Genomic DNA, 14,338 nt, shown 5'->3' on the forward strand with positions numbered 1-14,338 from the left:
AAAAGAGAGGAAATGATAAAGTAGTTAACCAGTATACAAGGAGGAATTATAATATGAATGGGAATACAGCCGAAAAACTTGAATTTACTGCTGAAGATACTACAGGGAAAAACGAAAAATATCCAGATCCCAAAAAGTGGCACAAGCAAGATACCACCTGGGCATTGAGCCTTTTTGGAACAGCAATTGGAGCAGGCGTACTCTTTCTACCTATAAATGCGGGAGCAGGAGGTTTATTATCGTTACTGTTAATTACAATACTTGCATTTCCTGTTATGTACTTCTCGCATAGGGCGCTTGCTAAAATGATATATGCTTCCAAATCTGCTGATGAGGGGATTACAGGTACGATAAGAGAGTATTTCGGTAATAAGGCAAGTATAATTTTTAACCTCGTATTTTTCTTATCGATTTATATTATCGTGCTGATGTATTCGGTTGCACTAACAAATACTGCAAGTAGTTTTATGGTGAATCAATTGCACATGAATGAGCCGCCAAGAGCCATTCTATCGCTTGTATTAGTACTCGGTCTTATAGCTATACTGAACTTCGGTCAAGATATTACTGTAAAGGTAATGAGTATGCTAGTATATCCTTTTATAGCTTCGCTGCTTTTTATCTCAATATCTTTAATTCCACAGTGGAATACGTCGATGCTTAGTTTTTCAAGTGTTTCTACTGCTCCAACAGGAGTAGGAGGATACTTCAATATGATATGGATGATATTGCCAATTATTGTATTCTCGTTTAATCATTCTCCTATGATATCGTCATTTGTTATGAAACAGAGACAAACTTATGGAATACAAGCTACAGACGCCAAATGTTCTCAAATACAAAAAGTTTGTTATATCATGACTTTCATTGTCGTTATGTTCTTTGTTTGGAGTAGTGTCTTGAGTTTGACTCCAGATGATCTTGTAATAGCAAAAGAACAGAATTTATCAGTACTTTCATACCTTGCCAATCGGCTTAATTCGCCTCTAATCACTATTGCAGCTCCTATTATTGCGTTTGTGGCCGTAACAAAGTCCTTTCTTGGCCATTATGTAGGAGTATACGAGGTAATGCGTGACATGATTATCTCGGCCGGTAAAGCACGTGGAAAAAACCTAAAAGAAAAAACAGTTAAGAGAGCGATCCTTGTTTTTGTAGTATTAACATGCTGGTATGCCGCTTATGCAAATCCAAGCATTCTTGGAATTATAGATACTCTCAGCGGACCGCTAGTTGCTGCTATTTTATGTCTCTTACCAATGTATGCGATCAATAAAGTTCCTGCTCTAGCTAAATATAAAGGAAAACTTAGCAATATTTTTGTCACTGTTGTGGGCGTTCTCACTGTCCTTGCAAGTTTGAAAGCATTATTCTAATTAAATATTTTTGAGCTTTCTCAGGTGGCTTGTCATTGGCACCTAAGAAAGCTCTCTTTTTATTGATTAGTCGACTCATTCGTGATTTCAATCATAAGATGAATCGGGGCTATGATTTAACCTAGTCGCATGATTATCCCGTCTTAGCTGGAGTTTTGAGTCAATCAGTTCTATTGGCAGCTATACACATAGAAAGGAGGATTACAAATTATGAAGAATAAGAATTTTACAGAATATGATCGGGCCATATTGCAATCCTATGACTCCATCGTGGAAGGCTTGGCCGATTATTTGGGAGATGCCAGCGAGATTGTGCTGCATAGCTTGGAAGACTATCAAAATACCGTTATCAAAATCGCGAACGGGCATCATACGGGCAGAGAATTAGGAGCCCCGATTACGAATATGGCTTTGCAGATGTTGAGTGAGGCTAAGTACTCTAACGCAAAGCAAGCGATCAGTTATTTTACCAAAAGCAAGGACAACCACTCAATGAAATCAAGCATGATAGCCATTCGTGGTGAAGCTGGCAAAATTATTGGTTTTATGTGCATTAACATAAACTTGGATGAATCGTTTTCTGGATTTCTTCAGACTTTTTTACCGCAAGCGGGTTTTGAAACAAAAGTACAGGGGGAAAATTTTTCATTATCCATTGAGGATATGATTCTTGAAATGATAGAGCTGACGATTGAAGCGGTGGATGCTTCTCCTGACATATCGTATGCAAATCGAAATAAGCACATTATCGGTCTTTTGTATGATCGGGGAGTGTTTAATATGAGAAATGCGGCTACAATCGTGGCAAATATGTTGAAAATTACGAAACATACCGTTTATTTGCATTTGCGTAATCATACTCCCAGAAACGAGAAGGAAACCTGTACAACCAGTAAACAAGGCTCATTTAATTGACCAAACTTTTTATAAAAAGGAATGTTCATTCAAAAAGAAAAGAATCCATTTTGATTAATCTCTTGTCAAAATGGATTCTTTTTTATTTACTCTATAACCTAGATTTACACATTTTTTACCACACTTTTGAAAAAATGAGGTTCAACGGCTTGATAATTCTTTTAAAATGATTTATATTCATATCAATTGATATGTTGATCTATCAAAAATGGATACAAGCAAGCGGAGGGTAAAAAACAATTGGACAGAAGCGAGGTAAATAATATGATTTTTGAAGAAAAATTACAAGCATATGCAGAACTTGCGGTAAAAGTCGGTGTCAATATTCAGCCAGGGCAATACTTATTAGTCAATACATCGGTGGATGCATTGGATTTCGCCCGTTTAGTTGTGAAAGAGGCCTATAAGGCTGGTGCAGGACGTGTTCATGTTAACTTATCAGATGATGAAATGGATCGTGCTTACTTGGAGCATGCCTCAGATGAAGAATTTAATCGTTTCCCAGAGTGGATAGTCAAAATGAATGATGAGCTGATCGAACGTAAAGGAGCACTATTAATGATAGATGCTGCAGACCCTGATAAATTTACAGGTATTTCAGCCAATCGTCTAGCTACCTATCAAAAGGTATCAGGAGCTGCTCTGAGAAACAATCGTAACGCCGTAATGAAGGATTTAATAGCTTGGTCGATGGTAGCAGTTCCTTCACCAATGTGGGCATCGAAGGTGTTCCCGAACTTAGCAGCTGAAGATCGAGTACCAGCATTATGGGAGGCTATTTTTAAAGCTGTTCGTATCGGTGAAGGCAATGCTGTTGAAAAATGGCGTGAACATGTATCAAATTTAGAATCTCGTGCGGTCCTACTGAACAATAAAAAATATGCGAAGCTTCACTATACAGCGCCAGGTACTGATTTAACAATTGCATTAGCACCACAGCATAAATGGATTACTGGAGGTGGTAAAACGCCAGATGATACTATCTTTATGGCTAATATGCCGACAGAAGAGGTTTATACGTTACCGATGAAACAAGGTGTAAATGGCTATGTAAGCAATACAAAACCATTAGTTTACCAAGGGAATATTATCGACGGCTTTAAACTGACATTTGAAGAAGGAAAAATTGTTAAAGCTGAAGCACAGATAGGACATGATTTATTACAGGAGCTTATGAATGTGGATGAAGGCTCTTGCTATTTAGGTGAGGTAGCACTTGTACCACATGAATCGCCAATTTCAGCATCGGGGATTTTATATGTTAATACATTGTTTGATGAAAATGCATCGAACCATTTAGCGATTGGTAATGCTTATCCAACTTGCTTAGAGGGTGGAAGAGATTTAGAAAACGATCAGCTTGAAGCGTTAGGTGCAAATATTTCAGTAACACATGAGGACTTTATGATTGGCAGCAGTGAGATGGACATCGACGGTATTCTACCAGATGGAACTGTAGAGCCAATTTTCCGTAAAGGTAGCTGGGCATTTTAAGTTTTTGATTTGAAGAAAGGAGTAGAGTAGATGAAACGATTACTAAGCATAATTGGTGCAACTATATAGGTGTCAAAACACATTTGAAGTTGAGGAGTTGGCTAGTCAAGGATATATTGTTCTAGGTATCGATCATACCTTTGATGCTGCAGCTACCGTCTTTCCAGATGGTCGAACTGCTTACGTACAATCCGTCAATTTAACTGATTTTGACGAACGCGATTGCCACATCAAATTATGGAAAGAAGATGTCACTTTTGTACTTGACCAGTTAGAGAAGCTTAATCAAAACGATGAGACAGGATTCTTTACAGGAAAGATTGATACCTCGCGTATTGGAATGTTTGGGCACTCTTACGGTGGGGCTACCGCAGCACAAATACTTGCAGAAGACTCTCGTGTCAAAGCAGCCATCGATATGGATGGCACATTGTATGGGGGAGTTTTGCCTGAAAGTGGGTTAGCTGGCGGTGGGATGTCAATAGTCATTCCCCATACGGATCATACAAGCTTCACTGATTTTCATTTGTTCTCCCCACTGTTGTGGAGCCCAGGTGAAAATCCAAAAGAAGTTCATCGCATGATCAACGAATTCAGCCTGGCATTTTTTGACCAGTATGTAAAACAGAAGGACGACGGCTCACCCCTTAAAAGGCTGATAACCAAATACCCAGAAGTGAATTCTAAAGTAAACCGATAACCTTATGCAGAAATCAACTTCATTAAAAAAATATTCTGCAAAATGAAGTACAATCGGAGTTCGATAATAGTAGAAAAATTACTGTAACTTCGTCATGAAAAGCTACATTCAACAGTTGGACACTTTGTTTTAAATGATTTATGATAATATCAAATGATATATTTATCTATCAAAAAAAGACGACTTTATACAGAAAAAGGGAGAGATTGACGATGAAGAAAGACTTGTCAGCGTTGAAGGAAGCGAGATTTAATGCAATTCTTGATTCGGCTACTATATTGCTTGTTGAAAATCCTACTGCTTCGATGAATGAAATTGCAGAATATGCGGGAATTGGTATTGCTACACTTCATCGCTACGTCGAAAGCAGAGAGAAATTGATGCTGTTCTTGGGCCATCGGGCTATACAACTGGTAAGTGATACCGTAAACCAGATTCCACTGGATGAGGAAAGAAGCGAAAACTATATCCCGGAACTTATTGAAGCGTTAATCCCCTTAGGTGACAAAATCTATTTTCTAGGTCATGATGCATCTGTATTTAACAACAAAGAATTAGGTGAAGCCGAAGAGAAGCTGAGGGAACCCTTACGACGCGTTATTGAGTTGTTACAACAAAGAGGTTACTTTCAGCAAACGGTTAGCAGCGAATGGATTTTGAATACGCTTTATGCCCTGCTTTTCCATACATGGGAGCAGGTACATGAAGGTAATGTGCCTAAAAAATCGGCTGCAGAGCTTTTTTTAAATACGTTTTATTATGGTTTCAAAGCGAAGGGTGATAATTAACATCAATAATATAGAAAGAAAAAAGGAGTGCTAGGAAATGAATCAAATCTCTATTGTAAAGGCTGATCATCGATCCATGGTCAGCGCTAAGCTAAATGTAATGGCATTGGAATACATGGCGTTTTCACTTGCAGGATCTGAGGAGAAGAACACGGTCGAAGGGACATTTCGTACGCTATGGCAGCAGGAGAACAATCGTTTTAGTCATCAATACGCTTACGAAGCTCAAATGGACGGGAAAACTTTAGGGATGATTACTTGCTATCCCGTACCTGTTTTAAATCGTCTTGCATGGCCCACATTTAAACAGCTGCTTTCATTCCGAAAGCTGGGTCTTGTTGTTTATAATATTCTGAATATCAAAATGTTATATTCCATGATCACCATGAAGGAGGGAGAAGATGACGAGTTTCACATCGGAACAATCGCCTTATTGCCCGAAAGCCGGGGACTAGGGATGGGGACCAGGCTGCTTGAGTTTGCCGAGGAACAGGCTTGCCTGCAAGGCTTTGCCAAATGCTCTCTGACGGTAAAGAAAGAGAACCATCTTGCCATTAAATTGTATCAGAGGATAGGCTACCAGATTTCAGGTGAAATCAATAAACCCAAGTTATCGTTGTACAGAATGGTCAAAAATGTAGAACCTTACAACCGTTAATAAAAAGTTACCGAATTACCCCTTTTGATTAAAGCATATGGCACAAGAAAGCTTAAAGCTAAACTTCACGAACGTGGACTTATCGTATCCAGGATACGAATTGGCTGTATCATGAAGGCACAAGGCCTTGTATCTCCTACACAGTTCCTCGTTATAAACCTCATAAGACTGTATGAAATCAGTCCCAGCAAACAAATGAACTGAATCGCCAATTCCAGCAAGATGAAGCTAAACGCGTTGTAGTCAGCGACCTGACTTATGTTAGAGTCAAAAACAGATGGCACTACATCTGTATGTTTGTCGATCTCTTTAATCGAGAAATTAATAGATTCAGTGCGGGGCCTAACAAAGATGCTGCACTCGAAATGCGGGCATTTGCTTAGCACGAAATGTTCTACGTCAGATCCAATTATTCCATACCGATCGTGGTAGTGAGTTTAAGAATAAGTTGATCGATGAAACGTTGACTGTATTCCAAATAGGTTTCCTTTTATGGTCATGTCCTCTACATATATCCATACTAAATCGATATATTTGAATAGACTGTAAAGAACTATGTGCTTTTCACTGATCGCTCAAGGAGGAATCGTATGGATGACTCATGTGTACTCGGCCCTTTAGATCCGGAGGAAAGGCAACGTAACGCATATCAAATTCGGAAACAAGCCGCTAAAGAAGAAAAGTCGCGCAAAATCCTACCTCAGCCCTGCAATCACGATGAAAGAAAGTATCCGAACAAAATCGGAAACTTCACGAAGGGACTGCTGCATAACGGTCTTGGAGAAGTTGATCAACATGCATACCAAGCATATCTCAAAGCATTGAATAGCGGAAAGCCAAGTAAATTCGAGGAAATTCCACTCGGTGGAACGCTCAAGCTCGTTAATCCGCAAGGCGCTTACGTGTATGATCTTGCCGGGCCCGACGGACATTCCTTAACGATTCCGGCTCCGTCTTCGATAAACAGTGCAGCCGCTGCCAGCGATATGGTAGAACTATACTGGCAATCGTTGTTGCGGGATGTTCCGTTCAACAGCTATGACAGGGATCCATTAGCGGCTGCAGCAGCGGAGAACCTTTCGAATCTGAAGGATTTTTACGGGCCTAAAATAAATGGACAAGTAACACCGCAAACTTTATTTCGCGGCGTTACGCAAGGCGATCTGGTAGGGCCGTATATCTCGCAATTTTTATACAAAGATATTCCATTTGGCGCCACTTCTATTATTCAAAAATACAAAGTCCCTTTGGCGGGTCAACATTTCTTAACGGATTATCAAACATGGTTGAGCATTCAAAATGGCGCTGCTCCGTCTGCTTCCATCGTATATGATCCTGAACCTCGTTTTTTAAGAAACGGAAGAGATCTGAGTGAATGGGTGCATAAAGATTTTTCTTATCAAGGTGTGTTAATGGCCTGTTTATATTTGTTGAGCTTGGGATCTTCTGCACTTGATCCGGCCAATCCGTATTTCCATTCGCGTACCCAAACTGGATTTGTTACCTTTGGATCTCCGTATATTTTGGATTTGGTCGCACGGGCCGCGAATTTCTCGATGGAGTCTGCCTGGTATCAGAAATTTCTTGTGCATCGGAGACTGCGGCCGGAGGAGTTTGGCGGTCTCGTTCAACAGAAAATAACGAACAACGCAAATTATCCGATTCATGAGCAGCTTCTGAATTCTCCTGCAGTAGATCTAACCTTCAATAAATACGGAACCTATTTGCTGCCACAGGCTTATCCGGAAGGGTGCCCGGCACATCCGTCCTATCCGGCAGGTCATGCCGTAATTGCCGGTGCAGGTGTTACGATGTTAAAGGCGTTCTTCAACGAAGATTTTGTTCTCCCGAACCCAGTTACAGTGAGCGATGACGGTCTGTACCTTGAGCCCTTTAACGGAGCGCCGCTCACAATAGGCGGTGAATTGAATAAGCTTGCCAATAACCTGGCCATCGCTCGGGCATTTGCAGGTATTCATTATCGTTCTGATTGTTTTCACGGCATGAATTTGGGCGAGGCTACCGCCATCGGTTTGCTTCGCAACTACAAGCATACGTTTAACGAGCCATTCCAAGGATTTAAGCTTACGAAATTCGACGGCACAACTATAATTGTAAAATGACCGCTGGGGATAAAGCAGCCTCGGACTTTCCACGAAAAGTAGTGCAAGGTGTTGTATGGAAATAAAGGTGGTTAGGAAACAGTGACAGTATGGACGCAAAAATTAAGTCCTAGACTGTCACTGTTTATATCACTATTAATCCCATTTAAAGAAGTGCAGAGACATACTCATACATATTACTGTAAGTACAATCATTACAACCACGGGAATGATGACACTATCCATTGGCAGGCCAAGTGAAGCGGCTTTTAACATCTTAATGCCCTGTGTTAGCGGTAATATATCGGCCACTTTTGAAGCGCCGCAGGCATTACTTCATAAGGCAAGGTAGCACCAGAGAAAATAAGCATTGGGAAATAGAGCTGGCTGGCTACAGCACTTGCTATTTTCATGTTTGGCGCCAGTCCACCGACCTTTTGCTTTTGCCAGCACCGTTTGCGCCCAATAAGCCAAAACCCTCACCACGACAAATCGATAGATTTAGATGAACAACTGCTTTGACATTGGCGTAAGACTTGCTCAAGTTTTCTACCTTGATCGTTGTTTCTACGTGATCAGATCCCTCCTTAATGCTCTCTTTGCATAAATAAAATAACACCAGAGCAAAGTCTGGTGTTAAAGTGTAGGGTTTGTTGTAAATTTCGTTTTCATTTCTCCAAGGTGAGTGAGCATCATTCGAGCGTTGTTCTCGGCGTATTGCAGGGATGTAAGCCAAAATTGATCATGCTTCTTCTACATTCGTGTGTAACCGTTTCAAGCTGGTATCAAACTCTTTCTCGATAGCTTCGTCCCGTTGATAGGTAAACAGACTTATGGCAATAATGACGATAAGGTTGACGATAAATCCGGGAATGATTTCGTATACATCTCTAGTAATTTGCAAGTCAATATTTTTCCAAATAATCACTGTTGTTGCGCCTGCTAACATTCCGACAATGGCACCCCAATTGGTCATTTTTCTCCAGTATAGGCTTAACAGGATAACGGGGCCAAAGGAAGCGCCAAAACCGGCCCAGGCATAAGCGACGAGACCTAAAATGGTTTTATTTTCACCGCCCAACGCGAGCAGGCAGGCGATGACTGAAATCGTTAGAACAGCCATTCTTCCAAAGAACACAAGTTCTTTATCAGAGGCATTTTTACGCAGAATCAGCTTATATAAATCTTCTGTCAATGCACTAGATGTTACAATGAGCTGAGAAGAAACCGTGCTCATTATTGCAGCCAATACGGCAGCAAGGACAAGTCCAGCAATAAACGGATGGAATAAAATTTGTCCAAGTTGAATGAAGACAGCTTCTGGATTAGACAATGTATAATTTGTTTGTGCAAAAAAAGCAAGACCTACTAATGCTGTTAATGAAGCGCCAAGTAATGTGGCAACCATCCAGCCCATACCAATACGTCGCGCAGTTTTGGTCTCTTGTACAGAGCGGATGGCCATAAATCGGACGATAATATGCGGTTGGCCAACATAGCCAAGTCCCCAGGCAGCTGCAGAGATGATGCCGAGCACAGTAGTTCCGTTAAATAAATCTAGGAGGGACGGATCTATGGCTCTGATTGTATCAACGGTGTTGGCAAACCCACCCGTCTCGCTCATTGCTAACACCGGTACAAGGATAAGAGCAAGCAGCATGATAAGTCCTTGGACAAAGTCCGTCCAACTGACAGCAAGAAAGCCCCCAAACAATGTATAGGCAACAACCACTCCGGATACGAGGAGCAGCCCCGCTATGTAAGGAAGGGAGAAGGAGTTTTCAAAAAAGACGGCTCCTGCCACCATACCTGAGGAAATATAGAACGTAAAGAAAATGAGGATAATAATGGAGGAAACAATCCGCAGAAGTTTGGTGCTATCCTTAAATCGATTTTCCAAAAATGACGGAATGGTAATGGAGTTCCCGGAAACTTCCGTGTATGTGCGCAAACGTGGAGCAATAAACAGCCAGTTCAGATAGGCGCCAACCGATAAGCCAATGGCAATCCACATATTTGACAGTCCTGTCAGGTAAATCCCTCCCGGAAGACCCATTAACAGCCATCCGCTCATATCGGCAGCGCCAGCACTTAAAGCGGTTACAGCAGGCCCTAAGGAACGTCCCCCTAACATATAGTCCGTCAAGTTTGTTGTTTTTCGGAAAGCATACCACCCTATACCTAGCATAGTTGCCATATATATCACGATGGCAATCATTTTTGAAATATCCTCCAACACTGTTCCACCTCGTTTAAAAGATGATATTATTCAATATATTACCATTAAATCAACATATTGACACGGATTTCAAAAGTGAGTTGAACGCTAATAAGTGGGATGTTCGTACATCGTTATCTGGGAGCATCAGAGAACTTTAACTTGCCAATAGACGGAGAGGGGTCAGCTTGAAGTGCCAAAAACCCGCATAAATTGCGGGTTTTTGAATCGTTATTGTTGGGAGATGAAAGGCGTTATCCAGTAAATTCCTGAACCCATGTGTTGTTATAAAAAGCAATACCGATATGGGTATAGTTATTATTCAGTATATTTGCTCTGTGGCCGGGGCTATTCATCCAATCCTTCATAACCTGGGTAGGGGTAGTTTGCCCTTTTGCGATGTTTTCTCCAGCGGTGTTGAATGTAATCCCGAATTCCTTCAACATATCGAAGGGGGATCCATGTGTGGGAGAATTATGATCAAAGTAATTGTTGTTGTACATGTCCTGTGCCTTGACCATAGCCACATTTGACAATTCTCCACTCCTACTTAAGGAACCTAATCCTGCTTTGGACCTTTCTTGATTTACTAGATCTAGAACCTGCTGCTCGAATTCGGATAAATGATTATCCACAGTACCTTCCTGTGCTGATCCTGTTGAACCTGTTGGCTCCTTATTTTCAGGATTCCCTGTAGGTACCTGGTTTGCTGGATTTCCATCCGGTGTTCGAATCAGATCCATCAAATCCAATGGAATTCCATTTTGTGCTTCTTTTGTTGTCATGGAAGATCGCTCTTTCCATGACGTAGCTGTTGATGATGCCTGTGTGAGGACAGAGCTTGGCGCAGTAGTATGATCATGAGTTGAAGTTCGTGTTTGCTTAGGAGTCACTTGCTTTTGCATCATATTGTTATGGGACGAACAACCTGCCACCAATAATAATACTGCTAATACAAAAAACTTTGCCATTAGCCAACCTCCTAGATCCGTTAATTAATGAAGTTACCGGATTTAGGTTTTCCTGCAAGCCTTTTACTTATTCCTCAGTACGGTTTTGGCGTAAGACCAAGTTCCTCATAAAGGCGCACAGTATTAGGATGGATTCCAATGCTACGCGCGATTTCTGCTGTTCTGTACTTTTCATGAATCCTATCACCTCATCTCTGCACTTTATCATTACTTAGTTTTACCGACCCACCCGGTTTCGTGGTATCTTAGGGGAGAACGAATCTATTATATTCTGGGGAACCATGGAGAAACAGTATGAACTTTGATTGCTTAATTGTGGATGACGAGACGGTGCTTGCGGAAACGACATGCGAATATTTGAATATGTTTGAGGTTAAATCGGCTTATGTGACCAGTGCGGAGGCGTGCGAACGGTTTTTGCAGGAAAATGACACCTCGTTAATCCTGCTGGATATCAATCTTGGCGACAGCTCGGGGTTTGACCTGTGCAAAAAGCTGCGGAAGACGACAGAAATTCCGATTCTATTCATCAGCGCCCGTTCCAGCAACGACGATGTGTTGATCGCTCTCAACATCGGTGGCGACGATTATATTCAAAAGCCGTATACACTTAGTATCCTGCTGGCCAAGGTGAAGGTCGTGCTCAGACGCTATGGAAAACAGCGACCGGGCGTGGACATGCTGGAATTCGGGGGAGTACAGATCGACCTAGCACTTTGCCGGGTACGGCTGAACGGTGCCGAGGTCAAATTCAAAGCGCTGGAATATCGTCTGCTCAGCTATTTGGCCCAGCATAAGAACCGGGTAATACCTAAAGAAGAGCTGTTTGCCAAGGTATGGGGCGACTCGTTCACGGGGGACGGAACCCTGAACGTGCACATCCGGCGCCTGCGTGAAAAAATCGAGGTCGATCCCAATCGTCCGAGATATATCAAAACGGTATGGGGGACGGGATATGTCCTGGAGGACGGCGAGCGATGAGAATTAAGGGGATGCTCCTCTTGCTGCTTGTGGTAATGGCAGCCGGCATCGTACTGTCGGTGCGGGTGATCGAAGCCGAAGTCGATACCCGGGTCGATATTGTCATGGCGAATCAGGTGCTGAAGACGGTCGAAAGCCATTGGCCGCAAATCGGGGAAGGTGATTACAGTGGTATTACCCAGCAATTTGTCGTGCTCGACCAGAGCGGGAATGTTCGCTATCGGACAGCGAGCGGACTGTCCGAGACCGTATATGATGCGATCAGGAATAGGGACGCAGTGCTGGATGTGACAATAGAGGGGCAGCTTGCTGGAAAGCTGATCATCCATGATGATTATAGGCAATCCATTCAGAACATAAAACGGCAATTGATGATCGTGATGCTGACGACGTTTACGATAGTGACGGTACTATGCGCGCTTTATGTTGTATTTCTGAACCGTTCCATTATCCGGCCTTTTCGCAAGCTGCAAAACTTCGCTCTCCATGTGGCGCGGGGCAATCTAGACTTCCCGTTGAAGATGGACAAAAATAACCTGTTCGGCGCATTTACCGAAAGCTTCGACATTATGCGCGAGGAACTGGCGGCAGCGCGGCAGAGTGAATACGAAGCCAACCGCAGCAAGAAGGAACTTGTAGCCAGCTTAAGCCATGACGTCAAAACGCCGGTCGCCTCTATCAAGGCAGTAAGCGAGCTGATGCTGATGCGAACAGACGATGAGAAGACGATCAAGCAGCTTGGCATGATTTATGCCAAGGCCGAGCAGATCAACCTTCTGGTTACGGATATGTTCCATGCGTCGCTAGAAGAATTGCAGGAGCTTAAGGTGAACGTTGCCGAGGAATTCAGCGCGATTATGAAAGAAATGATCATGAATGTGAATTATGATGATCAGATTGTGTGTGACCCCATTCCGGAATGCATTATTTTGACCGATGCCATGCGTTTGCAGCAAGTCATCGACAATGTCCTGAGCAACTCCTTCAAATATTCCGGCACCTCCGTTAAAATTACTTCTTTTATTGATCGCACCCACCTGCAAGTCGAGATTATGGATTACGGAACAGGAGTTAGCCCGGATGAACTGCCTCTGATTTTCAACAAGTTTTACCGGGGAAGCAATATCCAAGGTCAGTCCGGAGCGGGGTTGGGACTGTTTATTTCCCGATATCTGATGCAGAGCATGCAGGGCGATATTCAATGCCATAATCGCAATGACGGGTTTACGGTGACTCTTCGGATCAAGCTTGCCTGAATATTTAAGGAATGGTTAAGGAGTGGGCAAAGATTACATAAGGATTCATTTTGTATGATAGAAATGTGTACCGGATACCGATTATGAAATTTGTCGACAAGGGAATGATCGTTTTCGTGCAAAAGACGATACTGCGAACAGAGAAATTATGCAAAACCTTCTCTACCGGCGGAATTCAGCAGCATGTGCTGAAAAATCTGGACATCGAGCTGCTGGAAGGGGACTTTACGATTATTATGGGCAGCTCTGGATCTGGCAAATCGACACTGCTTTATGCACTCTCGGGCATGGATAGACCAACGCTTGGCGGAATTTATTTTGAAGGGGAGAATATTTCGCGGTTCAGCAATGATCAACTGGCTCTTTTTCGCAGAACTCATTGCGGTTTCGTGTTCCAGCAAATCCACCTGCTGGACAATATGAGCGTGCTGGACAACGCACTGGCAAGTGGGCTGCTGGTCAACAAGAACAGGCAGGCTGTCGCCGCCAAAGCCAGACAACTTCTGGGAAATGTAGGTTTGCCGGAATCCTCGTGGAGTAAATTTCCCTCCCAGTTATCCGGTGGCGAGGCACAGCGGGCCGGAATCGTCCGCGCCATTATGAACAATCCGCGAATGCTGTTCGCGGATGAGCCTACCGGCGCGCTCAATTCCGCATCCAGCGACAGTGTGCTGGATATCATGACCGGGCTGAACCGGGGCGGGCAGAGCATCGTGGTGGTAACGCATGATCTGACAACGGCATTGCGGGGCAACCGCATCCTATATCTGCACGATGGCGTCATTTGCGGAGATTTGATGCTAGGCACTTTTCAGGGAGAACATGACCGGAACCGCCGAGAAAGGCTGAAGGTATTTCTGGCCGAAATGGGGTGGTAAA

Annotated in this window: 14 protein-coding genes and 2 pseudogenes; 12 read left to right on the forward strand and 4 right to left on the reverse strand. The window is 42.9% G+C overall.

What is annotated here, in order from left to right; genetic code table 11:
• The first annotated feature begins 53 nt into the window (after window positions 1-53).
• The 8 genes and pseudogenes from BLS15_RS27065 to BLS15_RS27095 all read left to right on the forward strand — a co-directional run bounded on the left by BLS15_RS27065 (window position 54) and on the right by BLS15_RS27095 (window position 8,054).
• Window positions 54-1,376: an aromatic amino acid transport family protein gene (locus BLS15_RS27065; RefSeq protein ID WP_090514650.1), complete on the forward strand. Its 1,323-nt coding sequence runs from the start codon at window positions 54-56 to the stop codon at window positions 1,374-1,376.
• Window positions 1,377-1,586: 210 nt separating this feature from the next.
• Complete coding sequence (locus BLS15_RS27070; RefSeq protein ID WP_028532051.1) at window positions 1,587-2,291, forward strand: helix-turn-helix transcriptional regulator; 705 nt, start codon at window positions 1,587-1,589, stop codon at window positions 2,289-2,291.
• 264 nt (window positions 2,292-2,555) lie between these two features.
• Window positions 2,556-3,785 (forward strand): aminopeptidase, encoded by a 1,230-nt coding sequence (locus tag BLS15_RS27075; RefSeq protein WP_021255851.1) that lies wholly within the window; start codon window positions 2,556-2,558, stop codon window positions 3,783-3,785.
• A gap of 64 nt (window positions 3,786-3,849) precedes the next feature.
• Window positions 3,850-4,485, forward strand: a pseudogene (locus BLS15_RS27080) (alpha/beta hydrolase family protein); the annotation flags it as partial.
• 212 nt (window positions 4,486-4,697) lie between these two features.
• Window positions 4,698-5,273 (forward strand): TetR/AcrR family transcriptional regulator, encoded by a 576-nt coding sequence (locus tag BLS15_RS27085; RefSeq protein ID WP_028532050.1) that lies wholly within the window; start codon window positions 4,698-4,700, stop codon window positions 5,271-5,273.
• Window positions 5,274-5,310: 37 nt separating this feature from the next.
• Window positions 5,311-5,931, forward strand: coding sequence for a GNAT family N-acetyltransferase (locus tag BLS15_RS27090; protein WP_021255854.1), 621 nt, complete (start codon window positions 5,311-5,313; stop codon window positions 5,929-5,931).
• Window positions 5,932-5,967: 36 nt separating this feature from the next.
• Window positions 5,968-6,397: pseudogene (locus tag BLS15_RS29700) on the forward strand (DDE-type integrase/transposase/recombinase); the annotation flags it as partial.
• 124 nt (window positions 6,398-6,521) lie between these two features.
• Entirely contained in the window at window positions 6,522-8,054 is a 1,533-nt protein-coding gene (locus BLS15_RS27095; protein ID WP_028532049.1) for a vanadium-dependent haloperoxidase, read from the forward strand.
• Between the two features lie 269 nt (window positions 8,055-8,323).
• On the opposite strand, the gene BLS15_RS29895 is transcribed toward BLS15_RS27095, so the two are convergent.
• From BLS15_RS29895 to BLS15_RS30120, 4 genes are all read right to left on the reverse strand, one after another.
• A complete protein-coding gene (locus BLS15_RS29895) occupies window positions 8,324-8,446 on the reverse strand; it encodes a hypothetical protein (protein ID WP_021255856.1) in 123 nt (40 codons plus the stop codon).
• Window positions 8,447-8,775: 329 nt separating this feature from the next.
• Entirely contained in the window at window positions 8,776-10,272 is a 1,497-nt protein-coding gene (gene putP / locus BLS15_RS27110; protein WP_021255858.1) for a sodium/proline symporter PutP, read from the reverse strand.
• 233 nt (window positions 10,273-10,505) lie between these two features.
• On the reverse strand, window positions 10,506-11,222 hold the full coding sequence (locus tag BLS15_RS27115; RefSeq protein WP_021255859.1) for a CAP domain-containing protein: 717 nt from the start codon (window positions 11,220-11,222) through the stop codon (window positions 10,506-10,508).
• A 74-nt stretch (window positions 11,223-11,296) separates the two neighbouring features.
• The gene (locus tag BLS15_RS30120) at window positions 11,297-11,401 is read right to left on the reverse strand and encodes a terminase gpP N-terminus-related DNA-binding protein (protein WP_269321442.1); all 105 of its coding nucleotides are present in this window, start codon (window positions 11,399-11,401) and stop codon (window positions 11,297-11,299) included.
• Between the two features lie 115 nt (window positions 11,402-11,516).
• Here BLS15_RS30120 and BLS15_RS27120 point away from each other — a divergent pair, with 115 nt between their 5' ends.
• The 4 genes from BLS15_RS27120 to BLS15_RS27130 are packed head-to-tail and all read left to right on the forward strand — an operon-like array spanning window position 11,517 to window position 14,337.
• Window positions 11,517-12,203, forward strand: coding sequence for a response regulator transcription factor (locus BLS15_RS27120; RefSeq protein WP_021255860.1), 687 nt, complete (start codon window positions 11,517-11,519; stop codon window positions 12,201-12,203).
• Window positions 12,200-13,459, forward strand: coding sequence for a HAMP domain-containing sensor histidine kinase (locus BLS15_RS27125; RefSeq protein WP_021255861.1), 1,260 nt, complete (start codon window positions 12,200-12,202; stop codon window positions 13,457-13,459). The genes BLS15_RS27120 and BLS15_RS27125 overlap by 4 nt, the downstream gene beginning before the upstream one ends.
• Entirely contained in the window at window positions 13,460-13,546 is an 87-nt protein-coding gene (locus BLS15_RS30125; RefSeq protein WP_139170732.1) for a DUF1543 domain-containing protein, read from the forward strand.
• 29 nt (window positions 13,547-13,575) lie between these two features.
• The gene (locus BLS15_RS27130; RefSeq protein WP_028532048.1) at window positions 13,576-14,337 is read left to right on the forward strand and encodes an ABC transporter ATP-binding protein; all 762 of its coding nucleotides are present in this window, start codon (window positions 13,576-13,578) and stop codon (window positions 14,335-14,337) included.
• Window position 14,338: the final 1 nt, after the last annotated feature.

The sequence above is a fragment of the Paenibacillus sp. cl6col genome, assembly GCF_900102125.1.
Taxonomy (GTDB): domain Bacteria; phylum Bacillota; class Bacilli; order Paenibacillales; family Paenibacillaceae; genus Paenibacillus_B; species Paenibacillus_B suaedae.